This window comes from Klebsiella sp. LTGPAF-6F (genome assembly GCF_001753185.1).
GTDB lineage: Bacteria > Pseudomonadota > Gammaproteobacteria > Enterobacterales > Enterobacteriaceae > Klebsiella > Klebsiella michiganensis.
The window spans coordinates 3,403,947-3,428,421 of record NZ_CP017450.1 but is presented as its reverse complement, the minus strand read 5'-3'; the positions used below and the strand labels follow the sequence as shown (position 1 = coordinate 3,428,421).

23 protein-coding genes are annotated in these 24,475 nt (G+C 56.7%); 12 read left to right on the top strand and 11 right to left on the bottom strand.

Annotation, left to right across the window (positions count from 1 at the left end; genetic code table 11):
• Nucleotides 1-347: 347 nt before the first annotated feature.
• Nucleotides 348-695, bottom strand: a complete 348-nt coding sequence (iraM, locus tag BJF97_RS32675) for an anti-adapter protein IraM (RefSeq protein WP_014229571.1) — start codon at nucleotides 693-695, stop codon at nucleotides 348-350.
• Nucleotides 696-1,728: 1,033 nt separating this feature from the next.
• Between iraM and BJF97_RS16010 the strand changes: the two genes are divergently transcribed.
• Nucleotides 1,729-2,064, top strand: a complete 336-nt coding sequence (locus tag BJF97_RS16010) for a GlpM family protein (RefSeq protein WP_014229570.1) — start codon at nucleotides 1,729-1,731, stop codon at nucleotides 2,062-2,064.
• Here BJF97_RS16010 and folM read toward each other — a convergent pair.
• The 3 genes from folM to ydgH all read right to left on the bottom strand — a co-directional run bounded on the left by folM (nucleotide 2,061) and on the right by ydgH (nucleotide 5,335).
• Complete coding sequence (gene folM / locus BJF97_RS16005) at nucleotides 2,061-2,786, bottom strand: dihydromonapterin reductase (protein WP_014838648.1); 726 nt, start codon at nucleotides 2,784-2,786, stop codon at nucleotides 2,061-2,063. The genes BJF97_RS16010 and folM overlap by 4 nt on opposite strands.
• Before the next feature lie 36 nt (nucleotides 2,787-2,822).
• Nucleotides 2,823-4,205, bottom strand: a complete 1,383-nt coding sequence (locus tag BJF97_RS16000) for an amino acid permease (protein ID WP_014229568.1) — start codon at nucleotides 4,203-4,205, stop codon at nucleotides 2,823-2,825.
• A 179-nt stretch (nucleotides 4,206-4,384) separates the two neighbouring features.
• Nucleotides 4,385-5,335 (bottom strand): DUF1471 family protein YdgH, encoded by a 951-nt coding sequence (ydgH, locus tag BJF97_RS15995; RefSeq protein ID WP_014229567.1) that lies wholly within the window; start codon nucleotides 5,333-5,335, stop codon nucleotides 4,385-4,387.
• 522 nt (nucleotides 5,336-5,857) lie between these two features.
• Here ydgH and pntA point away from each other — a divergent pair.
• The 3 genes from pntA (at nucleotide 5,858) to BJF97_RS15980 (ending at nucleotide 9,119) form a co-directional block, all read left to right on the top strand.
• Entirely contained in the window at nucleotides 5,858-7,387 is a 1,530-nt protein-coding gene (pntA, locus tag BJF97_RS15990; RefSeq protein ID WP_014229566.1) for a Re/Si-specific NAD(P)(+) transhydrogenase subunit alpha, read from the top strand.
• A 10-nt stretch (nucleotides 7,388-7,397) separates the two neighbouring features.
• Entirely contained in the window at nucleotides 7,398-8,786 is a 1,389-nt protein-coding gene (gene pntB / locus BJF97_RS15985) for a Re/Si-specific NAD(P)(+) transhydrogenase subunit beta (RefSeq protein WP_004851370.1), read from the top strand.
• A 144-nt stretch (nucleotides 8,787-8,930) separates the two neighbouring features.
• The gene (locus BJF97_RS15980) at nucleotides 8,931-9,119 is read left to right on the top strand and encodes a YdiH family protein (protein WP_004102581.1); all 189 of its coding nucleotides are present in this window, start codon (nucleotides 8,931-8,933) and stop codon (nucleotides 9,117-9,119) included.
• Nucleotides 9,120-9,247: 128 nt separating this feature from the next.
• Here the strand turns inward: BJF97_RS15980 and uspE are convergent, their stop codons facing one another.
• From uspE to BJF97_RS15950, 6 genes are all read right to left on the bottom strand, one after another.
• Nucleotides 9,248-10,198 (bottom strand): universal stress protein UspE, encoded by a 951-nt coding sequence (gene uspE / locus BJF97_RS15975; protein WP_032692801.1) that lies wholly within the window; start codon nucleotides 10,196-10,198, stop codon nucleotides 9,248-9,250.
• A gap of 137 nt (nucleotides 10,199-10,335) precedes the next feature.
• On the bottom strand, nucleotides 10,336-11,088 hold the full coding sequence (gene fnr / locus BJF97_RS15970; RefSeq protein WP_004851364.1) for a fumarate/nitrate reduction transcriptional regulator Fnr: 753 nt from the start codon (nucleotides 11,086-11,088) through the stop codon (nucleotides 10,336-10,338).
• Nucleotides 11,089-11,282: 194 nt separating this feature from the next.
• Nucleotides 11,283-11,798, bottom strand: a complete 516-nt coding sequence (gene ogt, locus BJF97_RS15965; protein WP_014229564.1) for a methylated-DNA--[protein]-cysteine S-methyltransferase — start codon at nucleotides 11,796-11,798, stop codon at nucleotides 11,283-11,285.
• Nucleotides 11,799-12,252: 454 nt separating this feature from the next.
• Nucleotides 12,253-13,779: a p-aminobenzoyl-glutamate transporter gene (gene abgT, locus BJF97_RS15960; protein ID WP_014838645.1), complete on the bottom strand. Its 1,527-nt coding sequence runs from the start codon at nucleotides 13,777-13,779 to the stop codon at nucleotides 12,253-12,255.
• A 112-nt stretch (nucleotides 13,780-13,891) separates the two neighbouring features.
• Nucleotides 13,892-15,337, bottom strand: coding sequence for a M20 family metallopeptidase (locus BJF97_RS15955; protein WP_014838644.1), 1,446 nt, complete (start codon nucleotides 15,335-15,337; stop codon nucleotides 13,892-13,894).
• The gene (locus BJF97_RS15950; RefSeq protein ID WP_014229561.1) at nucleotides 15,337-16,647 is read right to left on the bottom strand and encodes a M20 family metallo-hydrolase; all 1,311 of its coding nucleotides are present in this window, start codon (nucleotides 16,645-16,647) and stop codon (nucleotides 15,337-15,339) included. Before BJF97_RS15950 ends, BJF97_RS15955 begins: the two co-directional genes overlap by 1 nt.
• A gap of 166 nt (nucleotides 16,648-16,813) precedes the next feature.
• Between BJF97_RS15950 and BJF97_RS15945 the strand changes: the two genes are divergently transcribed.
• Nucleotides 16,814-17,722: a LysR family transcriptional regulator gene (locus BJF97_RS15945; RefSeq protein ID WP_032692803.1), complete on the top strand. Its 909-nt coding sequence runs from the start codon at nucleotides 16,814-16,816 to the stop codon at nucleotides 17,720-17,722.
• A gap of 82 nt (nucleotides 17,723-17,804) precedes the next feature.
• A complete protein-coding gene (gene smrA / locus BJF97_RS15940; protein ID WP_004851345.1) occupies nucleotides 17,805-18,368 on the top strand; it encodes a DNA endonuclease SmrA in 564 nt (187 codons plus the stop codon).
• Here the strand turns inward: smrA and BJF97_RS15935 are convergent.
• Nucleotides 18,365-19,171, bottom strand: coding sequence for an IclR family transcriptional regulator domain-containing protein (locus BJF97_RS15935; protein ID WP_004851343.1), 807 nt, complete (start codon nucleotides 19,169-19,171; stop codon nucleotides 18,365-18,367). The genes smrA and BJF97_RS15935 overlap by 4 nt on opposite strands.
• Before the next feature lie 167 nt (nucleotides 19,172-19,338).
• Here BJF97_RS15935 and BJF97_RS15930 point away from each other — a divergent pair, with 167 nt between their 5' ends.
• The 6 genes from BJF97_RS15930 to pcaC are packed head-to-tail and all read left to right on the top strand — an operon-like array spanning nucleotide 19,339 to nucleotide 24,397.
• Nucleotides 19,339-20,025, top strand: a complete 687-nt coding sequence (locus BJF97_RS15930) for a 3-oxoacid CoA-transferase subunit A (protein ID WP_014229558.1) — start codon at nucleotides 19,339-19,341, stop codon at nucleotides 20,023-20,025.
• Between the two features lie 10 nt (nucleotides 20,026-20,035).
• Entirely contained in the window at nucleotides 20,036-20,692 is a 657-nt protein-coding gene (locus BJF97_RS15925) for a 3-oxoacid CoA-transferase subunit B (protein ID WP_014838643.1), read from the top strand.
• A 10-nt stretch (nucleotides 20,693-20,702) separates the two neighbouring features.
• Complete coding sequence (gene pcaF / locus BJF97_RS15920) at nucleotides 20,703-21,905, top strand: 3-oxoadipyl-CoA thiolase (RefSeq protein ID WP_032692806.1); 1,203 nt, start codon at nucleotides 20,703-20,705, stop codon at nucleotides 21,903-21,905.
• A gap of 9 nt (nucleotides 21,906-21,914) precedes the next feature.
• Complete coding sequence (locus tag BJF97_RS15915; protein WP_032692808.1) at nucleotides 21,915-23,267, top strand: 3-carboxy-cis,cis-muconate cycloisomerase; 1,353 nt, start codon at nucleotides 21,915-21,917, stop codon at nucleotides 23,265-23,267.
• Complete coding sequence (gene pcaD / locus BJF97_RS15910) at nucleotides 23,257-24,024, top strand: 3-oxoadipate enol-lactonase (protein WP_032692809.1); 768 nt, start codon at nucleotides 23,257-23,259, stop codon at nucleotides 24,022-24,024. The genes BJF97_RS15915 and pcaD overlap by 11 nt, the downstream gene beginning before the upstream one ends.
• Nucleotides 24,014-24,397 (top strand): 4-carboxymuconolactone decarboxylase, encoded by a 384-nt coding sequence (pcaC, locus tag BJF97_RS15905; RefSeq protein ID WP_032692811.1) that lies wholly within the window; start codon nucleotides 24,014-24,016, stop codon nucleotides 24,395-24,397. The genes pcaD and pcaC overlap by 11 nt, the downstream gene beginning before the upstream one ends.
• Nucleotides 24,398-24,475: the final 78 nt, after the last annotated feature.

Here is a 24,475-nt window from a genome sequence, read left to right as displayed (position 1 = left end):
TTGTGTATGCTTGCACTCATCTTTTAATCGCTTGAATCTCTTTACCTGAATCACGGCTGAGGTGGCGCATTCAGTATCTGAAGTCAGGTGCCTATTCATTCGCTACCGCCATTGTAAACCATCCGGACATTAATATGAGCTATATATTAGCCATGAAATTCGCTATGATTCCCGGAGCTGCGGTTCAGGACTATTTTTTGCGGAGCCAGACAATGATTCAGATACGAGCAGAAGCATTGCGCATTAAGGGAACAGGATGCGGCACAATGTGGGCACGGGCTGTCAGGACAGCACGTGCCCACATAGAAAATAAGTACCGGTACGCTAGCGCGAATGAGGGGGAAGCCTTATTGCGGCCTCTTTTGCCTGGCGCCGTAGGGGCACAAGGCGAACTTGCAGAGGCTTCTTCGATTGCAGATGAGCAGCATAGGGTTCTGATTACCGGGGCATTCAATATTCTTTGAAAATGTTGACCACAAATTTTCCGTATAGGGGAATGCATGAATAACCTGTAAATCGCCGGGCACACCATTAATGAAAACTTCATTTTGTGTGATGTTAATAACCGAACCAATGCTCAAAAAATAATCTCCACTATACCAAATAATTAATTTCAGATTTTTGGCACTTGCCGCAACTGAAAAACCTGTTCCTGTTACAGGACATACAAGGCTATTTTCAATATTCCACTGCATGCTTGACGCTCTCCGGTAATTTACGAGCATTTTCGCGTTGATGAATATATTTTGATGAAGTTCATGGCCATTTTTACTTTGCGTGAAGCAGGTCCGAACATGGAGATTCCTTTAACTGGTTCTTATGCTGATTAATATAAAATAATAACAATTAGATGAGTGTCTAATACTAGTAATGATAATAGCAACAAGTAAAAGATTCGAAAAACTGGCATGAGCTGAACTAAATGGCTGCATTGAGGATTGTGAATAGAATAAAATTCTGTTCTGGATATCAGGAACAGATCGAAAGATTGTGAAATCATATAATTACGATCATATCTACTACCACGCCTGTTATTAACGGCAAAGTATGCTTCCTTATGAAATCGGTTTTATATTGATGTAAATCAAAATAATTGGTTTTATTTAGCCATTTCGCTAAAAAATGTCTATGTGCGCTTATTCAGGATTTGCGCAAAAAGAATAATTTCAAAATAACCTCTTATGATAAAAATCAACCATATCAATTAACCACTTTCACTCTATTTTGCCAGTATTGATTTGAATCATTTAGTGCAAAACAATAGCTGCACTGAAGCGGTGCGGTTATTGAGCTGGGCATTTTGTAAATGCCCGCCAGGCAAGCGCGCCAGACTTTAAAATCTGTGTAAATACGTTAGGAAGAGATGCGCCGGGAATAGGCTAATTTGATTTGTATCTAAAAATACGAAAAATAATATGTTATACGTATAACTCAACAACCAGAAAAAATATCCGCTTTTTGATTTAATGAATGTATTTAGCCGAAGAGTTTTTAAGGCAGCAAAAACGGCCATCTAATAACGCGCTCCGCTTGCCAGGGATATCATCCTTGCGAACGGTTATCGCCAGGAGCGGATATTCGGCATAGGGGGGGGGGGCGGCAGTGATGAGACCGCTAAAAAATAGGTCTTTTGCTTCTACACGGTATCGGCCGCTCTTGCGCGTTTATAATTGTCGGCGCTTCCGTTATGCTGCGGGGTCTTGTTGTTTAAATGTTAAGGCTAAAGGAATGGGGTTGTTGATAAAAGCGCTGCTCGGCGCGCTGGTCGTTGTCCTGATTGGCGTGCTGTCTAAAACGAAGAACTACTATATCGCCGGGTTGATTCCGCTCTTTCCGACTTTCGCCCTGATCGCGAATTATATCGTTGCCAGCGAGCGGGGGATCGAAGCGCTGCGAACCACCATCGTATTCGGGATGTGGTCGATCATTCCGTACTTTATCTATTTGCTCTCGCTATGGTATTTCACCGGCGTTATGCGCCTGCCGTTCGCTCTGGCAGGCGCAGTGGGGTGCTGGAGCCTCTGCGCGTGGCTGTTAATTATCGGCTGGAGCCGCTTCCACTAGCGCAGATGGCGGCCGCCGTCGACGGCAAATGAGCGACCGGTCACGTAGCGGCTGCTGAACAGGTATTCGATCAGGTCGCTGATCTCTTTTTCACCTGGCGCGATTTTCATCAGCGATTTATCAAGCGCCTGCTTGCGGTATTCCGCGTCATCGCCTTCGTTAAATAAAATCAGCGAAGGGGCGATAGCATTGACCTTAATTTCCGGCGCCAGCTTGCGGGCGAACGAGCGGCTCATATTATCCAGCGCCGCTTTGCTGGCGGCGTAGGCAATGTGTTTGTCGCTGCCGCGCTCCACAACGTAGTCGGTGATATGGATAATGTCGCTGGCCGCATGGCCGTGGCCGCGTAGTAGGCTCTCCAGAGCATGGTTGAGCAAGTAGGGGGCGTTGACGTGAATTTGCATCATGCTGGCGAGCACCGTGGTTAACGGCACCCCGGGCTTTTCCGCCATCCAGCCGCTGGCGTTATGGATGATGGCGCGCAGACCGCTGCCGGCGTGCGCCTTCACCTCTTCGGCGAACGCCAGAATGCTATCGTCAGTGCTGAAATCCGCGTGCAGACAAACGGCGCCCGCTTCACGCAGCGCGTCGATGGCGGGATACCAGGTGCGGTAGCTGATAATAACGGGCTGCTGCCGGGCCAGAAAATGGCGGGCCAGGGCGAGGCCGATACGACGGCCCCCGCCGGTAATCAGGATTGGACGAGGCTGGATATCAGCCATGGGTATCTCCTTTGAGTTCAGCGGCAGGGTAACCGCTTACCCTACCAACATCCACGTTGCCGGTACGGCGGCAACCAGCAAAAAACCAATTAATGCCAGGTCACGGCGTTTGAGCGGGCGATCGTGCTGGTGTGTACGACGGGCATACAGGAAAACCAGAAGACCCGGAGCGTAAAGTATCACTGACAACAATAAATGCACAGGGCCGGACGCATATAATAACCATAAGCCATAAATACAGGCACCGACACCGACGGCCTTGTGCAGCGGGCGCTCAGCAATCTTCAGCAAAAATGCGCCGACGAGAAAGTAGGGCACCAGGATCATCTCAGAGGCGATGGTCAGCAGCGTGTTGTAATCTGAGCCGGTAAGCCAAATCAATACCAGCGAAGCCTGTACGCTGACGTTGGTGAGCCACAGCGAAGCCGACGGGGCATTGTTTTTATTGGTCCGGGCAAACAGGCGCGGGAAGGCTTTATGCGTTGCTGCCAGATAGGGCACCTCCGCCGCCATAATGGTCCAGCTCAGATACGCGCCGCAGACGGAAATAATCAGCCCGGCGGCAATAACAATCTCCCCCCATGAGCCCATCATGTTGACCATCAGCCCGGCCATTGAGGGGTTGCGTATTTCCGCCAGCTCGCTACGCGGCACGACGCCTAACGAGAGAAGCGTCACCAGCAAATAGACCGCCAGCGCGGAGAGTACTGCCAGCAGCGTCGCGCGGCCAACATCCTGTTTATTACGCGCGCGTGCGGAAACCACGACCGCGCCTTCGACGCCGATAAAAACCCACAGGGTGATCAGCATGGTGTTTTTCACCTGCTCCCATACCGGTACGCCCAGCGCCAGGCCGCTGAAATCCAGGCGGAATGTCTCCATACGAAACGCGATGGCGGCCAGCGCGATAAACGCGCCGAGGGGCAGCAGTTTGGCCAGCGTCGCGGCCAGGTTGATACCCGCGGCCGTTTGTACACCGCGCAGCACCAGGAAATGGACAATCCACAGCAGGACGGAGGCGCCGACGATGGATTGCCAGGTGTTGCCGTCGCCAAACAGGCGCAGCTCGGGGGTATCGGTAAAGAAGCTTAGCGCAGAGAAGACGATAACCAGATAGGAGACATTGGCAACAACCGCGCACAGCCAGTAGCCCCAGGCGGAGCAGAAGCCTATCAACTCGCCAAAGCCTTCCCGGGCGTAGGTAAAAATACCGCCGTCGAGTTCGGGGCGAATGCGGGTGAGCAGCAGCATGGCAAAGGCGAGGAACAGGATCCCCACGCCGGTGATACCCCAGCCGATAAGCAGTGCGGAAGGGCTGGCGACGGCTGCCATATTTTGCGGCAGGCTGAATACGCCTGCACCCAGCATTGAGCTGAGAACCAGCGCGGTCAGGGCGCTAAGGCCCAGTTTCTTTTCCATTGCATTCCCGAGGTGACAATCATCAAACTAAGAATATTTATTTGGCGAAATCGCATAAAAATGGAGGATTGCGCTAAGGCGCGGGATTTTACGGAGTGTTTTGTATGCATGCAATGGCGAGAAATGAAAAAAAGAAAAAAGGCGGCAGATCGCCGCCTTTTTGTTCAGCTCAGACGCCGTTACTTATACAGGTCGGCGCTGATGGTGATGTTGCCACCGCGCTCCTGCCACTGGCGGGTAATGTGGTAGTACTTCGCGCCTTTCTTCGCCGCGCGCTTAGCCGTCTGGTAGGAGATTTCCGTCATGTTACCGTAGTTACCGGTGAACTTGATGCTGTCGTATGGCACCATCTGCGCGGCGGTGATTTTGTTCACTTCCTCGACTTTGGTACCGTCCGGCAGAGTGACGGTGTAACGCCCGCCTTTAGATGATTGCGTTTCAAAGAAGCGGCCTACGCCGGTGCCGGAACCGACCGCTGCGGTGGTCGCTACGCCCGGGATCTCCACTTTCTTCGCGGCTTCTCCGCCTTCCGCCAGCGCAGCGCGACCGGCTTCTGAATCTGCCGGGATAGCGTCCGGGCTTTGCAGAACACGTTTTTTGGCATCGGCTTTGTAGATATAGGCGGTGATTCGCTGGTTGCCGCCCTGGTTGGCATCAACCTGGCGCACGATAAAGAAGGAGGCGGCGCCCTTGGCCTTAGCGGCTTTGGTGATGGCGTCGTTAACTTCCGGCTGGCTGCGGTAGAAGCCCTGTACGGTGACGGTATCAAACGGCTCCAGCTCGACGGCCTGGTCCTTCGGTAATTCCATTACGCCGTTAATCACACGATTTTTCGGCGCGTCGGCCTGCGGGGCATTTTCTTTATAAAAATCGGCCGTTACGCGCAGGTTGCCGCCGCTGCCAAAATCAGACGTGTCGACAACATAAAAGGATGCTGCGCCTTCTTTGTCCGCTTTACGGGAAACGGCCTGCACCGCGTCGCCAATGGCGTTAAAACGGCCGGTAACCACTACGCGATCGTAGGGCTTCAGCGCTGCCGCCTGCTCCGGAGTCAGCTCGGTCGCTGCATGGGCAGACAACGCGGTTGTAGCCAGAAGAGCAGACGCCAGGAGTGAGTTCTTAAGCTTCATAAAAATAATCCTTTGCCTTGCGCAAACCATGTACTGGTATTGTTGTTGACTGAAAACATTTGATTATTGCATTTATCGTGAGTGACTGTCTGCGTCAATTTTCAGTTGTCGCCCTAAACGTATACTGCAGAAATATAACATTTTTCGATATGTTGAAAAAACAGCCGCTTGACCAGCAAAATCGATAATCGATATCACTTTCATAAGTTAACGTAATGTTAATACGATGTTCAAGACGGCGATAAATGGTGAATTAACCCCTCTGCCAAGCGGATTATCAGGCGCTGGCATAAAAATAAGGTAAATATTGCTGCCTGGCACGGTTAGCCGTGCGTTTTACCAATAAAATCAAAATTTCTGTTTTATTGCTGTAGATCACAATCGGTATTTTCAGTAGGTTATAAAAAGTTTGTTACTGTTTTATTTTTTCAGACATATGTTGGAAGGCACGTTCATCCGCCTTCGCGACGGTCGTTTGTAAGAAAAGTAAACCATCATCAAAAACCGATGGAAGGGAAAACTATGCGTATTGGTGTACCAAAAGAGAGACTAGCCCTGGAAACCCGGGCCGCCGCCACGCCGAAAACGGTGGAGCAGCTGCTGAAACTCGGGTTCAGCGTCGCGGTAGAAAGCGGCGCAGGTAAGCTGGCCAGTTTCGACGACGAGGCCTTCGTTCAGGCTGGAGCGGAGATCGTTAGCGATGATGACGTCTGGCAGTCCGACGTCATTCTGAAAGTGAACGCGCCCGATGACGAAGAGCTCCTGCTGCTTAATCCCGGCACGACGCTCATCAGCTTCATCTGGCCGGCGCAAAACCCGCAGCTGATGGAAAAACTGGCGGCGCGCAACATCAACGTGATGGCGATGGATTCAGTGCCGCGTATTTCGCGCGCTCAGTCGCTGGATGCGTTAAGTTCGATGGCTAACATCGCCGGCTATCGCGCAATCGTTGAAGCCGCCCACGAGTTTGGCCGCTTCTTCACCGGGCAGATCACCGCGGCAGGTAAGGTTCCTCCCGCGAAGGTGATGGTTATCGGAGCCGGGGTTGCCGGTCTGGCGGCCATCGGCGCGGCTAACAGCCTCGGCGCAATCGTCCGCGCGTTTGATACCCGTCCGGAAGTGAAAGAACAGGTGCAGAGTATGGGCGCCGAGTTCCTTGAGCTGGATTTTAAAGAGGAAGCGGGCAGCGGCGACGGCTATGCCAAAGTCATGTCTGAAGCCTTTATCAAAGCCGAGATGGCGCTCTTTGCCGCCCAGGCCAAAGATGTCGACATCATCGTTACCACCGCGCTGATTCCGGGTAAACCGGCGCCGAAGCTGATTACCCGCGAGATGGTTGACTCCATGAAGTCCGGCAGCGTGGTGGTTGACCTGGCGTCGCAAAACGGCGGCAACTGTGAATACACCGTGCCGGGCCAGGTGGTTACCACCGCCAACGGCGTGAAGATTATCGGTTATACCGATCTCCCTGGTCGTCTGCCGACGCAGTCCTCACAGCTGTATGGCACCAACCTGGTTAACCTGCTTAAGCTGCTGTGCAAAGAGAAAGACGGCAATGTCGTTATCGATTTTGATGATGTCGTTATCCGCGGCGTTACCGTGGTTCGCGAGGGTGAAATCACCTGGCCCGCTCCACCCATTCAGGTATCTGCTCAGCCGCAGGCGGCAGCGAAAAAGGTTGAAGCGCCAAAAGCAGAGGCGAAACCGAGCTCGCCGCTGCGCAAGTATGCGCTGATGGCGCTGGCGATTATTCTGTTTGGCTGGCTGGCAAGCGTGGCGCCGAAAGAGTTCCTCGGCCACTTTACCGTTTTCGCGCTCTCCTGCGTGGTCGGTTACTACGTCGTATGGAACGTCTCCCATGCGCTGCATACGCCGCTGATGTCGGTCACTAACGCGATTTCCGGCATTATCGTGGTAGGGGCATTGTTACAGATAGGCCACGGCGGCTGGGTCAGCTTCCTGAGCTTTATCGCGGTGCTGATCGCCAGCATTAATATTTTTGGTGGTTTCACCGTCACTCAGCGCATGCTGAAAATGTTCCGCAAAGGATAAGGGGTAACAAATGTCTGGTGGATTAGTTACAGCTGCATACATTGTTGCCGCGATTCTGTTTATTTTTAGCCTGGCGGGGCTTTCCAAACACGAAACCTCCCAGCAGGGGAACTACTACGGCATTGCCGGGATGGCGATTGCGCTGGTGGCGACCATTCTGGGGCCGGATAGCAGCAACGTCGCGTGGATCCTGCTGGCGATGGTTATCGGCGGCGCGATCGGTATTCGCCTGGCGAAGAAAGTTGAAATGACCGAGATGCCGGAGCTGGTGGCGATTCTGCACAGCTTCGTGGGCCTGGCGGCGGTACTGGTTGGCTTTAACAGCTATCTGCAGCATGAAACCGGTATGGAACAGATTCTGGTCAATATTCATCTGACCGAAGTGTTCCTCGGTATCTTCATCGGCGCGGTGACCTTTACGGGTTCCGTTGTGGCGTTTGGCAAGCTGTGCGGCAAGATGTCTTCTAAGCCGCTGATGCTGCCGAACCGTCATAAGCTAAACCTGGCGGCGCTGGTCATTTCTTTCCTGCTGCTGATCGTTTTCGTGCGTACCGACAGCATCGGCATGCAGGTACTGTGCCTGCTGGTGATGACCGTGATTGCCCTGGCGTTTGGCTGGCACCTGGTGGCCTCCATCGGCGGCGCTGATATGCCGGTCGTGGTATCAATGCTGAACTCCTACTCCGGCTGGGCGGCAGCGGCGGCGGGCTTTATGCTCAGCAACGACCTGCTGATCGTAACCGGTGCGCTGGTAGGTTCTTCCGGTGCAATTCTGTCCTACATCATGTGTAAGGCGATGAACCGTTCGTTCTTCAGCGTGATTGCTGGCGGTTTTGGTTCTGACGGCACGGCGTCCACAGGTGATGAAGAAGTGGGCGAGCACCGTGAAATCAGCGCCGAAGAAACCGCTGAGATGCTGAAAGGTTCTCAGTCGGTCATCATCACCCCGGGCTACGGCATGGCGGTTGCGCAGGCCCAGTATCCGGTCGCGGAAATCACTGAAAGACTGCGCGCGCGCGGAATCAAAGTGCGTTTCGGTATTCATCCGGTTGCCGGGCGTCTGCCGGGCCATATGAACGTCCTGCTGGCGGAAGCTAAAGTCCCGTATGACATCGTGCTGGAAATGGATGAGATCAACGATGATTTCTCCGATACCGACACCGTACTGGTCATCGGCGCTAACGACACGGTGAACCCGGCCGCGCAGGACGATCCGGGCAGCCCGATCGCCGGTATGCCGGTGCTGGAAGTGTGGAAAGCGCAGAACGTCATTGTATTTAAACGTTCAATGAACACCGGCTACGCTGGCGTACAAAACCCGCTGTTCTTTAAAGAGAACACCCACATGCTGTTTGGCGATGCCAAAGCCAGCGTCGATGCGATTCTGAAAGCGTTGTAAGGCCTGGTCGTTTAAAACCAGTGCTTCTTAAGCCGTCTCTTCTGAGACGGCTTTTTTATATAGGCAACGAAGGGGTTATTTGCTCATAAAATAATCAGGCGAAGGTGTTACAATAGGCCGTTTTTCACCCAAACTGAGGATATTATGGATACCGAGTTAACCCCCACGCAACTGGCCATCGAATTTCTGCGCCGTGACCCCGCTGCTTTAACCCCCGCGCAGTATCTGAAAAAGCTGAAATTGCTGGAACTTGAGTTCGCCGATTTAATGGCGCTTTCGTCCATGGAGCTTAAAGAAGAGATCGATCACGCCTGGCGCTTAGGTATCCACTAACGTTTTCGTTACCCACAAAGCTGTTGAAATCGGGGCCAAATGGCCCTTTATTTTTGTTAATGGGATGCAAAAAAATCCCCCGCGCGGGCGGGGGATGACGTCTTATTACCACGAATGAAGTCAACGGACTAATCGTCTTCTTCGTCGTCCAGCTCAACCGGCGTCTGGTACTGGTCCGGCTTCAGAGCCAGCAGGTCGCAGCGCAGGTGGTCAATAACCTGTTCAGCGGTATTGCCGAGGAAGGCTGCCGAGAGTCCGGTTCGACCAATCGTACCCAGTACCACGATCCCCGCCTGAAGATGCTCTGAAAGGTCGGGAATGACCTCCTCAGGTAACCCTTTTTCAACGTGGGTGCGGCCTTCATCGATACCGAATTTTTGCCGCAGCGCTTTCATGGCCAGCAGATGCTGACCGCGAATGGCGTCGTTATAGACGCTGGGGTCAAAATCAGGGAGCTCAATCGCGATATTGATGGGCGTGACGGGATAGGCGCCCACCAGGTGAACCTCTGTATGGTTAACCTGTTCCGCCAGCTCAATGGTTTCTCTGACCAGTTTTTCATTGAGCGCGTTGTGGTAGTTCTCTTCACTGGCGAGATTGACCGCCACCAGCGCTTTACCGCCTTCCGGCCACGGCTGATCTTTGACCATCCAGACCGGACATGGGCATTTACGCAGCAGGTGCCAGTCCGTTGGGGTGAAAATCACCGCTTCCAGCTTGTCGTGCTGGTGCGCCATCTTCAGCACTAAATCATGCTTGTCGCTGATGATTTCCTGAATAATGGCTTCGAAGGGACGATTGTGCCACACCACTTTAATATCAATGGGCACGCCGGACTCTATATAGAATTTTGCCTGCACGCGGATCCAGGCGGTACGCTGCCCGATGACGCCCTGGCGCATGGCCGTGCGTTCGTCGGGGGAGAGCAGGGTGGTCATTTCATAAGAAAAATCATAGATCGGCAAAAAGGCTTTGATGCGGCCACCAATCCGTTGGTGCAGATACACCGCGCGCCGCAATGCAGGCTGGTCGTCCTGATTGGGGTCGATTACTACCAGCATGTTCTGATACTTCGCCATACAGGGTCTCCTTACAACTGTAACTACAGTCTGTATTAAAAAGATAACCTATATGGATGAAATGAAACAGGGGATGAGCCTGGCCAGATCAACAAATTAGAAAAAAATTCGCGATCCGGCCGGATACGGGAGGACTATCAGGCGACGTTGCGGGCCTGGCCAGCAAGCTGCGCCAGCAGGTCGCTGTTTTCGATGGTGATATATTTGCCTTTAACCGCCAGCATACCGCTCTTCTGGAAACGTCCCAGCAGGCGGCTGATGGTTTCAACCGTCAGGCCCAGATAGTTGCCGATATCGCCACGTGTCATGGTGAGGCGGAACTCACGCGGCGAGAAGCCGCGCTGCGCGAAACGGCGGGACAGATTGTAGATAAAGGCCGCCAGGCGCTCCTCTGCGTTCTTTTTAGAAAGCAGCAGGATCATATCCTGATCGCCTTTGATCTCGCCGCTCATCAGACGCATCATCTGCTGACGCAGGTTCGGCATCTTACCGGAGAGGTCGTCCAGCGTTTCAAACGGAATCTCGCAGACCATTGAGGTTTCCAGCGCCTGGGCAAAGCTCGGGTGGTGGGCGGTGCCGATAGCGTCAAAGCCGACCAAATCGCCGGCCAGATGAAAACCGGTGATCTGCTCATCGCCCTGTTCGGTGATGGTGTAGCTTTTAATGGTGCCAGAACGAATTGCATACAGCGATTTCAGCTCATCACCGGCTTTGAACAAGGTCTGTCCTTTCTGGATAGGCTTTTTCCGCTCGATGATGTTATCAAGCTGGTCAAGCTCATGCTCGTTCAGAGTAAAAGGGATGCAAAGCTGGCTAATGCTGCAATCCTGGCAATGGATTGCACAACCGCCAGACTGAATGCGTCGTATAATTCGCTTTTCCGGGATCATAAGTCTGCTCAGGCTTTAATTGATATTGGTCAATTTTAACATCTTTTTGGTGAGCAGGTAAGTCTCGAACCCCTGAAACACGTAATATTAAAAGGGTAAATCAGTTACCCATTTTATCTCATTGATTATGAATAAGTTATCTGGCGATGTTGGATTGTAAAATTACCGGAAGATTCCAGAAAAGGCACTTACGGTCAAAGGAGCAGATAGCCTTCGTGACGCAATAGCCACTCTTTTCGCTGCACGCCGCCGGCGTAACCCGTCATGGTGCCGTTACGCCCGATCACCCGGTGGCAGGGCACCACAATACTGACAGGATTTGAACCGTTGGCGGCACCCACGGCGCGCGCCGCGCCCGGACGTCCCAGCGCCTCCGCGAGCTGACCGTAGTGCATGACCTGGCCGCAGGGGATGGTGCGCAGCGTTTGCCAGACTTCCCGCTGAAACGGCGTCCCGCCGGTGGCGGTAGGTAAGGTGTCGATAACGGCGAGATCGCCCGCGAAGTAATCGCTAAGCTTACGGCTCAGGTTACCGGGATTACGCGAATCAACGCGTTGGTAGCCTTCACGGCGATAATGCACATCCAGCAGTTGTTCCATGCGGTCGCGGTGCTGATCCCACTCAACGGCCCGCAGGTTAAACTGCTCATCGCAAATCACCCACAGCGGCCCCAGCGGGGTGTCAATTTTATCTTGCAACAGCGTGAGCATCGGTCCTCCTTCAGCGAGGTTATTTTGGCAGGGCATCACCATAGCACGACGCGATGCGGGCAAACCATACTCCGAAAAGGTCAACAAACAGGGTCAGCATGGGCTATTAATTATGAGGTGAGGAAAGCGATGTTTATTTTTACATTCACTCGCAGACGCGTTGGCAAGGCGATTTTGCTACCTTTATCCGGCGGCGAATTCACCGGCAACCATCCGGCGCGGCAGATAAACAGACTGGCTTTCCTAGAGTCCATGATTTCCCGGCGTTTCTGCGCGGGTTTTTACCAACAAAGGTGGTGATATGCAATATATGATGACTGGCGTTGTAATTGTGATTATCAGCGGCTTAGTAATTCATCTGATCGCTTTGGCGATTGAAGGACTGTATAAAGTCATCAGTAACCGCACGACCTGGCGTTAACGTTTTTGTGGCCTTCCCTGGCCTGTCGCGACGTTAAGGTAATCGCGGATAAATACCCGGTCCGATGGGCAGCCCCACGAGGTACCAGCCAACCAGCAGCAGTAGCCAGACGGCAAGGAATATTAATGGATAAGGCAAGACCAGCGAGTAGTAGGTTCCAAGCTTAGCGTCGGGCCGGTAGCGCTGTAAGAAGCCGAGAAATAGCGGCACAAACGGCGATACCGGCGCCAGCGGCAGCACCGATGAGTCGGCGATGCGAAACAGAATCTGCGCGAATGCCGGGTGAAAGCCCAGCAGCATAAACATCGGCACGAAAATCGGCGCCAGAATCGACCAGATTGCCGAACCGCTGGCGATAAACATACACAAAAAGGCGGATAGCAGCGCCAGGCCGACAAACGCCGGTACGCCGTTCATTCCCGCGCTCTCCAGCAGATCCGTCAAGCCGACGGCCATAAATTTCCCCATATTGCTCCAGTTGAACATGGCGACGAACTGGGCCAGCGGGAAGACCATCACGATAAAACCTGCCATCTCTTTCATCGGCTCAATCATCAGCTGAGGCAGATCGGCCTGGCGGCGAATTTTGCCGGTGGCGATGCCGTAGGCCAGTGAAACGACGAAGAAGAAAAAGATAATGAGCGGGACGATCCCTTTTATAAACGGCGAAGGCATCACGGTATGCTTGATGGGATCGCGCAGGATACCGTTTTCCGGCACGACCATCAGCGCGATCGCCGCCACGAATAACAGCGCGGCCACGCCGGCCACGCGCAGGCCGAAGCGCTGTTCCGCCGTCAACGTCTGCAGCGTTTCATCGCTGTTGCCTTGCCATTGCCCTAACCGCGGTTCCACCAGTTTATCGGTAATCAATCCGCCAACCAGCGTGAGAACGATCACTGAGGTTGCCATAAAATACCAGTTATCAATCACGCTGACGTGGAGCGAGGCGTCAAGGGTTTTTGCCGCTTCGGTGCTGATGCCAGAGAGCAGGACATCGGTGGTGACGATGAGCAGATTGGCCGTGAAGCCGCAGCCGACGCCGGCGATGGCCGCCAGCAGCCCGGCAACAGGGTGGCGGCCGACGGCGAGGAACATCAGGGCGCCCAGCGGCGGCATAATCACCAGCGCGGCATCGGAAGAGATGTGGCTAAAGAAGGCGATAAACAGCACCATATAGCTGGCGTAACGGGCGCTAACGTGGGATGACATTTTCACCATCAGCGAAGGCAGCAGGCCCACTCGTTCCGCAAAACCGGCCCCCAGCACCAGAGCCAGAATGGCCCCCAGCGGCGCGAAACCGCTGAAGTTCTTAATGACGTTCGGTAAAAACCAGTGCAATCCTTCAATGCTAAGCAAATTTTTCACCACCACTCGCGAGCCGTCGGTGGGGTTCTGTACCCCGACGTTCAGCGCCGACAGGATGGCGGTGGCGACCATTAACGCCACAATCAGATAGATAAACAGTAAAAACGGATGCGGGACCTTGTTACCTATTTTTTCAACCCAGCCATAAAGCTTACCGGTGGGGGAAGGCGACGGTATGGATGACATACTCATGGGCGTTCCTCAGTTGTCGTTGTTGTGTTGGTTGTCTCTTTACCCCTGGGCGTGTCAGCCGTTATTTTTTTGGCGATTACCGCGTTGCCGTACTCCATCCACGGGGCTTTTATTATTTTAAAATCGAAGGCTTGACCTCCTGTGGAATGGGGCACCGGTAGGGCCTTTCGGCTAAGACCTGCGCCAGTTCCTGCTGGCTGGCGGTCAGTAACGCCCTGTCGCTGAACAGACGAATGGCCGTCGCGCCCAGCACTTTCCCGGCCAGCAGCATCCCTTTGTGGGCGATGGAGGTTCTGCCCTGGCTCACCAGTTGCCAGGAGTGCAGCGGCGTCCCGACGGCAAAACAGGGGCTGAAGCACTGGGCCACGGGGGCCTTCCAGCTCACGTCGCCGACGTCGGTAGAGCCCGCAAGGATGTTGTCCGTTGCCGCCCACGGCGCCACTTCATCGATCAGGCGCGTTTCGCGGTGGCGGCGGGCGAACGCTTTCCCGTCCTCGCCGCCGGTGTCGGCAATGTTTTTCAGGCTGTTATTGATATCGTTCGCGCTCAAGGTTGCGCGAATTTCGGCGGCGAATGCGCGCTCTTCCGTGCTCCAGGGCGGCGTGCCGTAATGGCAAACCGCCTGATACATCGCCGCTTCCAGCGTGCGGTTGGGCAGATAGCTGGAACAGGCTTTTTCGAAGCGACAGCTGACGCGGGTCTCGGTCATCAACGCCGCGCCCTGGGCGATTTTCTCGATCCGGGCGAAGATTTGCTGCGCGTCGGCCATTTCCGGCGCGCGAATGAGATACAGCACCTCCGCCTGCGCCTGAACAACGTTGGGGGAGACGCCGCCGGTATCGGTGATGGCGTAGTGCACCCGCGCTTTTTCGATAATATGTTCGTTAAGGAAGTTGCTGCCGGTGGTCATCAGCGTCACGGCATCCAGCGCGCTGCGGCCCAAATGCGGCGAGTTTGCCGCGTGCGCCGCGGTGCCGGTAAACCGCCATGCCGCCTGAATGTTGGCAAGGGTACGGGTGCTGAACATCCCGGCCCAGGCTTCCGGATGCCAGGTCAGAGCGGCATCGATGTCATCGAATAACCCCTCGCGGACCATGAAGGTTTTCCCCGAGCCGCCTTCCTCGCCGGGACAGCCATAGAAGCGAAGCGTGCCAGCGCCGCCCTGTTGCTGCAGCCAGTTCCTGGCGGCGAGCGCGGCGGCGAACGCCGCCGTACCAAGCAGATTATGCCCGCACCCGTGGCCGTTTTCTCCCGGCGTCGAAGACGCGGGTTCCGCGCAGTGGGCCCGCTGGCTGAGCCCCGCCAGGGCGTCAAATTCGCCGAGGAGGGCAATCACCGGTTGGCCCGCGCCGAAGCTGGCGATAAAGGCGTTGGGGATCCCGCCGGCATTGCGGGTCAATTGAAAGCCTTCCGCTTCCAGCGCATCGGCCAAACGCGCAGCGGACCAGAACTCCTGAAAGCGGGTTTCCGGATGGTCCCAGATATCATCGGCAATGGCGCAAAAATCGTTGCGCCGCCCCTCAATAACGTCATCGACAAATTGATAAACGTGTTCCATTACACACCTCGCTGCCAGGGAAAGTTCAGGGCGACGCGTGCTAACGTTTCGACGGCCAGGGTCATCACGTTCTCGTCGAAATCGAATTTTTCATTGTGGTGACCGGCGCTCAGTTCCGTGCCGAATATCATGTATGAGGCGAGACCGCCGCGCTCCTGGACCCGGGCCATCATCAGAGTGGCATCCTCTGAACCCGCCGGGGCAGCGATACGATCGACAGCCTGTTTAACGCCGGGGACCTGGGCCGTCTGCTGGCGCAGATAGTCCACCCACGCCGGCGACGGGGCGCTGGAGGTGGCCGCGCCCATCAGCTGCAGCTGGTAACTGGCTTCATACATGGTCGCCGCGCCGGCGATCGCCTGTTTAGCCCGCTCAAAGACGTACTGGTTAATGGCATCGGTTTCGCCACGGGTTTCGACTTTTAATAGCGCGGAGGAGGGAACCACGTTACGTCCGGTACCGGCCTGCATGACGCCGACGTTAACCCTTGACGCCCCGGCGCTGTGCGGCGCGATGGCGTGCAGGGCAAGGGCGGCCTGGGCCGCCGCCAGTAGCGCGTTACGGCCATCTTCCGGTTTACCGCCAGCGTGGGCGGCGACGCCGCTGAACTGCACATCGAATTTGGTGGTGGCCATAAAGTTATCGCCGCCGCAGACGACGGTGCCGGCAGGGACGCCGGTACCGATATGAATGGCGGTAAAGTAATCCACCTCATCAAGTACGCCCGCCGCGACCATGGCGCGCGCGCCGCGGGTACCTTCTTCCGCCGGCTGGAAAATCAGCTTGATCGTCCCGTTGAGCTGCGCGGCATACTCCTTCAGCACGTGCGCCAGACCCAGCCCGATTGCGGTGTGACCGTCGTGGCCGCAGGCATGCATCATACCGTCGTTGCAGGAGGCAAAACGATCGCGATGCGGGCGGTGACTATCGTCATGCTGCTCGTTGAGATCGAGCGCATCCATGTCGACGCGAAACGCCAGCGTCGGCCCCGGCCGCCCGGTATCGAGGGTCGCCACCACTCCGGCGAAGCCGCCTTCAAACGCCGGTAGCCAGCGTTCAGGCGCACCCTGCGCGCGGGCGCGCTGGAACGCCTGCGCCAGCGTCTCTTCATCAGGCAGGCCCATACGGCTATCGGCATCGATAACGTCGCGCCCCAGCGCCAGCTGATAACCCAGACCGTCTAATACTTCCGCCACTTTGCTGGCGGTGCGGAACTCCAGCCAGCCGGATTCCGCATGCAGGTGAAAATCGCGACGCCATTCGGTCATTTTTGGCGCCAGCTGGTTGATGAAATCATAAAGTTGCGGCATAACCTTTCCCGTTATAAGCAAAAACTGTGATGGTATTCACGAAGTGATAGCCTTTACTTATCACCTATCACTTTCATGCACTCTCATCCTTAACCTGCCACAGCACGATCGATTACAGTAGATGTCATTTTCTTCTGTCTGATAAACATTGGTTATCACTCACAACATGTCATTTCAGATTAAATTTCACCACATTCGCGCCTTCGTTGAGGTCGCGCGCGAAGGAAGTATTCGCGGCGCCAGCCGGGCGTTGGCGATTTCGCAGCCGGCGTTGACCAAAGCGATTAAAGAGCTGGAAGAGGGGCTCTCCGCGCAGCTGTTTGTGCGCCGTAGCCAGGGGGTGGCGCTGACCGAAAATGGCGAAAGTTTTTATCAACATGCGAGCCTGATCCTGGAAGAGCTGCGGGTGGCGCAGGATGAATTGCTGCAACGTCAGGGCGAGCAGGCCGGGCAGATTAATATCGGCCTTGGTGCCAGCGTAGCGCGTTCGCTGATGCCTTCGGTTATTTGCCGCTTTCATCAGCAGCATCCGCTGGTGAAGGTGCGGATTATGGAAGGACAGCTGCTGGCGATGATTAATGAACTGCGTCAGGGTGAGCTGGATTTCACCATCAATACTTACTATCCCGGCCCCTACGATCATGAATTCAGTTTTGAGAAGCTATTTGAGAAACCCTTCGCGGTATTCGCCCGCGCCGGTCACCCGGCGGCACAGGTCACTTCACTGACCGAGCTGCTCGATCACCACTGGACGATGCCGACGCCGCGCGGTAGCTACTTCAAACAGCTGCAGGAGATGTTTAACCAGGCCGGACTGGCGCCAAAGGTGGATATCGTTTGTGAGACTTTCTCCTCGTGCATTAGCCTGGTGGTGAAAAGCGATTTTCTCAGCATTCTGCCGGTCGAACTTGGCAACGACCCGATGATGGCGGATAAGCTGGTGATGATCCCCATCCGCGAAGCGTTACCCAAAGCCACCTATTTTCTGATTCAGCGCCGCGATACGCGGCAAACGCCCTTAACCGCGTCATTAATCACGCTGTTTCGTCGTCAGAGCCGACAACTGTTTCCATAATCGCGCGGAAGTGGTTAAACGCGTTGAGGAGGCGCCGCGAGACGGCTATAGTAACCACCCGGTAGTAGCTGGAGGAGCGCGCATGAACCTTGACGACAAATCCCTATTTCTTGGCGCCATGGAGGACGTTCAGCCTCTGAAACATAATCACGACGTTCACTGGCACCCCGCGCGCAATACCCGCGCCGCGCAGCGGATTGATCCCCTGCAGCTGGATAACTTTCTGACCACCGGCTATCTCGATATTGTGCCGCTGGCAACCGCCCTTGAGTTTAAGCGGGAAGGTCTGCAAAGCGGCGTACTGGAGAAGCTCCGGCGCGGCAAATACGGCCAGCAGGCAAGCCTCAATCTGCTGCGCCAGCCGGTGGAGAAGTGCCGACAGAATCTGTTTGCTTTTGTGGTCCAGGCGCAAAAAGAGGGGCTGCGTAATGTGCTGATCGTGCATGGCAAAGGGCGCGACGATAACGCGCACGCCAATATTATTCGCAGCTACCTGGCGCGCTGGCTGGTGGAACTCCCGGAAGTCCAGGCGTTCTGCGCGGCGTTACCGCACCACGGCGGCAGCGGCGCCTGCTACGTGGCCCTGCGAAAATCGGCGGAGGCAAAGCAGGAAAACTGGGAGCGCCACGCCAAGCATAGCCGCTAGCGCATCAGCAGCGTCAGTTCCCGGGCTGCTTTCTGTAGCTCGGGTAACACCCGCTCCAGCATCTCGTGCGTGGAGACCTGCCCGGCGTGTACGCCGACGTTCAGCGCCGCCTGAATCTGCCCCTGAGGGTTAAACAGCGGCACCGCCAGCGAGCGCAGCCCCATCTCGAGCTCCTGATCGTTAAGCGCGTAGCCCTGCTGGTGCACGCGCTTAAGTTCGGTACGCAGCTTTGCAACCGAATCAACGGTTTGCGGGGTATAGCGAATCATCGTGACCCGGCCCAGCATATCGTTCAGCTTCTCCTCCGGCTGATAGCTCAGCAGCACGCGTCCCATGGAGGTCGCCCAGGCGGGCAGGCGGCTGCCGATGTCGAGATCGATGGTCATAATGCGCGAACTCGACGCGCGAGCGATATAAAGAATGTCGTCGCCGTCGAGAGTGGCGATGGAGCAGGACTCATTGAGCATTTCGCTTAAATGCTTCAGCACCGGCTGCGCCGAACGCGCCAGCGGCGTGGAGGCAAGCCAGGCGTGGCCCAGCGCCAGAATTTTCGGTCGCAGCTGGAAATTTTTACCATCTTCGGCGTAAACAAAGCCCAGTTTGCTCAGCGTATACAGGCAGCGGCGCACCGCCGCGCGCGGAATGCCGGTCTTTTGGCTGATCTGCGAAATTGAGAGCAGCGGGCGCTGCGGAGTAAACGCCTGGATCACCTCCAGCCCGCGCGCCAGCGAAGCCATAAAGTTCGGATCGCCCTTAAACGGATCGCTATCGCCCGTCAGTAAATCATCTGGATGCTTCTCCATTTTCTTCTCCGTATTTGCCGTCGATCACATTCTTTCGCTAAACATACACGATGTTCGATTATCGCACCATATTTCGATTATCGCCCTTGACCAGCATCGTTAAGCGGGTCACATTTTGTGCGAACAACGAATAAAAGTGCGATTACCGCACATACAGGAGCGACCTGATGATTGATAAAAGCGTGTCGACGCTACGTGATGCCATCGCCGGGATCCACGACGGGGCGACCATAATGATTGGCGGTTTTGGCCCCGCCGGGCAGCCGACGTACCTGATAGATGCTCTGATAGAACAGGGGGCCCGTGATTTAACCATTATCAACAACAATGCGGGCAACGGCGAAGTCGGCCTGGCGGCGCTGCTGAAGGCCGGTCGGGTGCGAAAGATGATCTGTTCATTCCCACGTCAGGTTGATTCGCAGATTTTCGATGACCTTTATCGCCGCGGCAAAGTTGAGCTGGAGCTGGTACCGCAGGGCAACCTCGCGGCGCGGATCCAGGCGGCAGGCGCTGGCCTCGGCGCGGTGTTTACCCCCACCGGCTACGGTACGCCGCTGGCGGAGGGGAAAGAGACCCGCGAAATCGACGGGCGTCATTACGTGCTCGAATACCCCATCAGGGCCGACTTCGCGTTGATCAAAGCCCACCAGGGCGACCGCTGGGGAAACCTGGTTTATCGCAAAGCGGCGCGCAATTTTGGCCCGATTATGGCGACCGCCGCGAAAACCACCATTGTAGAAGTTTCGCAGCTGGTGCCCTTGGGCGATCTCGACCCGGAAAGCATCATTACCCCGGGCATTTTTGTGCAGCGCGTCTACTCCCTGGAAAACCTGATTGCCGCTAAAAGCGCCTGAGGAACTCTTAATGCAAAAACTGACTCGCGATGAGATGGCCCAGCGCGTGGCCCGCGATATTCCCGAAGGCGCTTACGTCAATCTGGGGATCGGCTTGCCCACCCGCATCGCCAACTATCTTCCTGCCGATAAAGAAATCTTTCTGCACAGCGAAAACGGCCTGCTGGGGATGGGGCCGAAACCGCTGCCGGGGGAAGAGGATCCGGAGCTGATTAACGCCGGGAAAGAGTATGTGACTCTGCTCAACGGCGGCTGCTACTTTCACCACGGCGACTCCTTCGCCATGATGCGCGGCGGGCACCTCGATATCTGCGTGCTTGGCGCTTACCAGGTTTCCGCCAGAGGCGATCTGGCGAACTGGAGTACCGGCGCGCCCGACGCCATTCCTGCCGTCGGCGGAGCGATGGATTTGGCCATTGGCGCTCGTCAGGTCTTCGTGATGATGGATCACCTGACCCGCGACGGGGAGTGCAAGCTGGTAGAGCACTGCACCTATCCGCTGACCGGCGTCGGCTGCGTCAGCCGTATCTACACCGACCTGGCGGTCATCGATATCAGCGAAAGCGGCCCGGTGGTGCGGGAAATCTTTAACGGCCTCTCTTTTGAGGAACTGCAGCGCATCACGCCGGTGGCGCTGACTTTTGCACAACTGGCGGAAAGCGCGTAAGGAACCTATGATGAATCAGGCATTTATCTGTGATGCGGTGCGGACGCCGTTCGGCCGCTTTGGCGGTACCCTGGCCGCCCTGCGCGCCGACGATCTGGCGGCGCTGCCGCTGAAAGTGCTGCTGGAGCGCAACCCGGGACTCGATCCGGCGCGTATTGACGATGTGATTTACGGCTGCGCTAACCAGGCGGGGGAAGATAACCGCAACGTCGCGCGCATGGCGCTGCTGCTGGCCGGTCTGCCGGAAAGCGTACCGGGTAGTACCGTAAACCGCCTGTGCGGTTCCAGCCTTGATGCGATCGGTATCGCAGCGCGCGCGATTAAAAGCGGCGAAACTCAGCTGATGATCGCCGGCGGCGTGGAGAGCATGTCGCGCGCGCCGTTTGTGATGGGCAAGGCCGAAAGCGCCTTTAGCCGCACGATGCGGATGGAAGATACCACCATCGGCTGGCGCTTCATTAACCCGCAGATGAAAGCGCTGTACGGCGTGGATTCGATGCCGGAAACGGCGGAAAACGTGGCGGACGATTTCGCCATTTCGCGGGAGGATCAGGATGCGTTTGCGCTGCGTAGCCAGCTGCGTACGGCGGCGGCGCAGGAGGCCGGACGCTTTGCCGACGAACTGATCGCCGTCTCGGTGCCGCAGCGTAAGGGCGAACCGCTACTCTTTAGCCGCGATGAGCACCCGCGCAGCACCACGGCGGAGGCGCTGGCCAGGCTGCGCGGCGTGGTGCGCGCCGACGGTACGGTGACGGCAGGTAACGCTTCCGGAGTCAACGACGGCGCCTGCGCGCTGCTGCTTGCCAGCGAGCAGGCGCTGGCCGCCAATGATTTACAGCCGCTCGCCCGCGTGGTGGGCGTCGCGACGGCAGGGGTGGCGCCGCGAATTATGGGATTTGGACCGGCGCCGGCGGTACGTAAGGTGCTGGCGCAAACCGGGCTAACGCTTGGGCAGATGGACGTCATTGAACTGAATGAGGCCTTTGCCGCTCAGGCGCTGGCGGTCACGCGCGATCTGGGTCTGCCCGACGATGCGGCGCACGTCAACCCTAACGGCGGCGCGATAGCCCTCGGACATCCGCTGGGCGCCTCCGGCGGCCGTCTGGCAATGACCGCGGCGTACCAGCTGCGCCGTACCGGCGGGCGCTATGCGCTGTGCACCATGTGTATCGGCGTCGGTCAGGGGATCGCGCTGATTATAGAACGCGTTTAAGGAGCCATAATGAGTTTGTTGACCCCGATGATGCGCACCAGTCCGCTGACCGCCTGGTTCAGCGATGCGCAGCGGGTACAGGGGATGCTGGATTTTGAAGCCGCGCTGGCTCGCGCTCAGGTCGAATGCGGCCTCGTGCCGCAGGCGGCGCTTAATCCCATTATTGAGAGTTGCCGGCACGAAAACATCGACTTTGCCGCGCTGGGGCAGGCCGCCGCCAGCGCCGGGAATCTGGCGATCCCGCTGGTCAAACAGCTGACCGCGCGGGTTAAACAACAGGATGACGCGGCGGCGCGCTACGTACACTGGGGGGCGACCAGCCAGGATGCTATCGACACCGGCTTTATCCTGCAACTGCGCGGCGCGCTGGCGGAAACGGACTCCCTGCTGCAGCAACTGCTCGACGCGTTAGCCCATCAGGCGGCGCGCTATCAGGATACGGTGATGCCCGGGCGTACCTGGATGCAGCATGCGCTGCCGGTCACCTTCGGTCTGAAACTGGCCGGGACGCTGGATGCGCTGCTGCGCTGGCAGGTGCGTCTGCGAGAGATGCGCTCAAGGGTGCTGGCGCTGCAGTTTGGCGGCGCGGCGGGCACCCTCGATTCCCTTAAAACGCAGGCGCCGCGGATCGCTGGCGCGCTGGCGAAAACTCTCGACCTGCAGCTTCCGGACGCGCCGTGGCACAGCCAGCGTGACCGGCTGCTGGAGGTGGGGGCATGGTACGCGGGCGTCTGCGGCACGCTGGGTAAATTCGCCAATGATTTTTCTCTGCTGATGCAAACCGAGGTTGCAGAGGTGGGTGAACCGGTCGCCGAAGGACGCGGCGGATCGTCTACCATGCCGCACAAACGCAATCCCATCTCCTGCGCAGCTATTTTGACCGCCGCCCAGCGTACGCCCGGACTGGTGGCAACGCTCTATGCCGGGCAGATCCAGCAGCACGAGCGGGCGCTGGGCGGCTGGCAGGCGGAGTGGGAAACGCTGCCGGAGCTGATAACCCTCGTCGGCGGCGCGCTGGCGCAGAGCGAAGCGCTGGTCCGCGACATGCAGGTCTTCCCGCATAAGATGCGCGCCGACCTCGATATCACCCATGGCCTGATTATGGCCGAGGCCGTCACTCTGGCGCTGGCGGAGTTTGTCGGCAAAGCCGAGGCTCATCACCGGGTTGAGGCGCTGTGTCGCCAGGCGCTGGATGCGTCACGTTCGCTGTTAAGCGTGCTGGAAACCGATCCGCTGGTCAGCGAGCATCTCTCCGCCAGCCGCTTAACCCAACTGCTGGACCCGACAACGGCGACCGGCAGCTCAGCACTCTTCGTGCGCCAGGTTGTGGCGCGCTATAAGGAGCAACGTTATGAATGTTGATTATCAGATAGACGGGCCGCAAGACGCGCCGGTCATCGTTCTCTCTAACTCGCTGGGCACTACCCGGGCGATGTGGCAGCCGCAGCTTGAGTCGTTAACGCAGCATTTTCGCGTGCTGCGCTACGATACCCACGGCCATGGCGCCACCCGTAAAAACGGTAAAGTGACGCTGGCGCAGCTCGGCGAAGATGTGATTGCGCTGCTCGATCATCTTAATATCGCTAAAGCCTGGTTCTGCGGGATTTCAATGGGTGGCCTGACCGGTCTGTGGCTGGGGCGCTTTGCCCCTGAACGTTTTCAGGGGCTGGTCGTTGCCAACACCGCTGCGCGTATTGGCGACCAGGCCGGCTGGCTGTCGCGCGCCCGCACGGTGCGTCAGGAAGGGATGGAAGTGGTCGCCGCAGGCGCCGCGGACCGCTGGTTTACCCACGCATTTCGCCAGAAGACGCCGGAAGTGGTGGAAGCACTGTGTCACCAGCTGACCCATATCGATGCTGAAGGCTATGCGGCCTGCTGCGAAGCGCTGGCCGCCGCCGATCTGCGTGGAGAGGTCGCGCAGATCGCGATTCCGGTGCTGATCGTCGCCGGAGAAAGTGACCCTGTCACAACGGTGGCGGACGCCAACTTCCTGCATCAGCAGATCCCGGTCTCAGAAGTCGTCGTGCTGGCGGCTTCGCATTTATCGAATATCGAAGCGCCGGGGGCGTTCAGCTCGGCGCTGCTGGGTTTTGTTCAGGGGGAAAAGCATGGACGATAAACAGCGGTATCAGCGGGGAATGGAGGTCCGGCGGAAGGTGCTCGGCGATGCTCACGTCGATAAGACGCTGGAAAAGCTGACGCCGCTGAATGAAGAGTTCCAGGATTTTATTACCCGCTACGCCTGGGGAGAGACCTGGACCCGGCCGGGGCTCGATCATCATACCCGCAGCATGATCACTATCGCCATGCTGATTGCGCTGAACCGCGAAGCAGAGCTGAAAATGCATCTGCGCGCGGCGTTTAATAACGGCGTCACCCGCGATGAGCTGAAAGAGCTGATTATGCACTCCGCGCTCTACTGCGGCCTGCCCGCCGCCAACGCCACGATGCATCTGGCGCAGCAGGTATTTGAAGAGATGGATGCCATTTAGCCGCCAGGCAGGTTTGTCGCTCATCTCAGGCCGTCATGCGACGGCCTTCGACGGTTACCCGCCGCCAGGGGCGGGTAA

Bases quoted from the DNA above. Each gene is read 5' to 3' on its own strand.
- iraM (WP_014229571.1), bottom strand. From the start codon at position 695: ATGCAGTGGAATATTGAAAATAGCCTTGTATGTCCTGTAACAGGAACA.
- BJF97_RS16010 (WP_014229570.1), top strand. From the start codon at position 1,729: ATGGGGTTGTTGATAAAAGCGCTGCTCGGCGCGCTGGTCGTTGTCCTG.
- folM (WP_014838648.1), bottom strand. From the start codon at position 2,786: ATGGCTGATATCCAGCCTCGTCCAATCCTGATTACCGGCGGGGGCCGT.
- BJF97_RS16000 (WP_014229568.1), bottom strand. From the start codon at position 4,205: ATGGAAAAGAAACTGGGCCTTAGCGCCCTGACCGCGCTGGTTCTCAGC.
- ydgH (WP_014229567.1), bottom strand. From the start codon at position 5,335: ATGAAGCTTAAGAACTCACTCCTGGCGTCTGCTCTTCTGGCTACAACC.
- pntA (WP_014229566.1), top strand. From the start codon at position 5,858: ATGCGTATTGGTGTACCAAAAGAGAGACTAGCCCTGGAAACCCGGGCC.
- pntB (WP_004851370.1), top strand. From the start codon at position 7,398: ATGTCTGGTGGATTAGTTACAGCTGCATACATTGTTGCCGCGATTCTG.
- BJF97_RS15980 (WP_004102581.1), top strand. From the start codon at position 8,931: ATGGATACCGAGTTAACCCCCACGCAACTGGCCATCGAATTTCTGCGC.
- uspE (WP_032692801.1), bottom strand. From the start codon at position 10,198: ATGGCGAAGTATCAGAACATGCTGGTAGTAATCGACCCCAATCAGGAC.
- fnr (WP_004851364.1), bottom strand. From the start codon at position 11,088: ATGATCCCGGAAAAGCGAATTATACGACGCATTCAGTCTGGCGGTTGT.
- ogt (WP_014229564.1), bottom strand. From the start codon at position 11,798: ATGCTCACGCTGTTGCAAGATAAAATTGACACCCCGCTGGGGCCGCTG.
- abgT (WP_014838645.1), bottom strand. From the start codon at position 13,779: ATGAGTATGTCATCCATACCGTCGCCTTCCCCCACCGGTAAGCTTTAT.
- BJF97_RS15955 (WP_014838644.1), bottom strand. From the start codon at position 15,337: ATGGAACACGTTTATCAATTTGTCGATGACGTTATTGAGGGGCGGCGC.
- BJF97_RS15950 (WP_014229561.1), bottom strand. From the start codon at position 16,647: ATGCCGCAACTTTATGATTTCATCAACCAGCTGGCGCCAAAAATGACC.
- BJF97_RS15945 (WP_032692803.1), top strand. From the start codon at position 16,814: ATGTCATTTCAGATTAAATTTCACCACATTCGCGCCTTCGTTGAGGTC.
- smrA (WP_004851345.1), top strand. From the start codon at position 17,805: ATGAACCTTGACGACAAATCCCTATTTCTTGGCGCCATGGAGGACGTT.
- BJF97_RS15935 (WP_004851343.1), bottom strand. From the start codon at position 19,171: ATGGAGAAGCATCCAGATGATTTACTGACGGGCGATAGCGATCCGTTT.
- BJF97_RS15930 (WP_014229558.1), top strand. From the start codon at position 19,339: ATGATTGATAAAAGCGTGTCGACGCTACGTGATGCCATCGCCGGGATC.
- BJF97_RS15925 (WP_014838643.1), top strand. From the start codon at position 20,036: ATGCAAAAACTGACTCGCGATGAGATGGCCCAGCGCGTGGCCCGCGAT.
- pcaF (WP_032692806.1), top strand. From the start codon at position 20,703: ATGAATCAGGCATTTATCTGTGATGCGGTGCGGACGCCGTTCGGCCGC.
- BJF97_RS15915 (WP_032692808.1), top strand. From the start codon at position 21,915: ATGAGTTTGTTGACCCCGATGATGCGCACCAGTCCGCTGACCGCCTGG.
- pcaD (WP_032692809.1), top strand. From the start codon at position 23,257: ATGAATGTTGATTATCAGATAGACGGGCCGCAAGACGCGCCGGTCATC.
- pcaC (WP_032692811.1), top strand. From the start codon at position 24,014: ATGGACGATAAACAGCGGTATCAGCGGGGAATGGAGGTCCGGCGGAAG.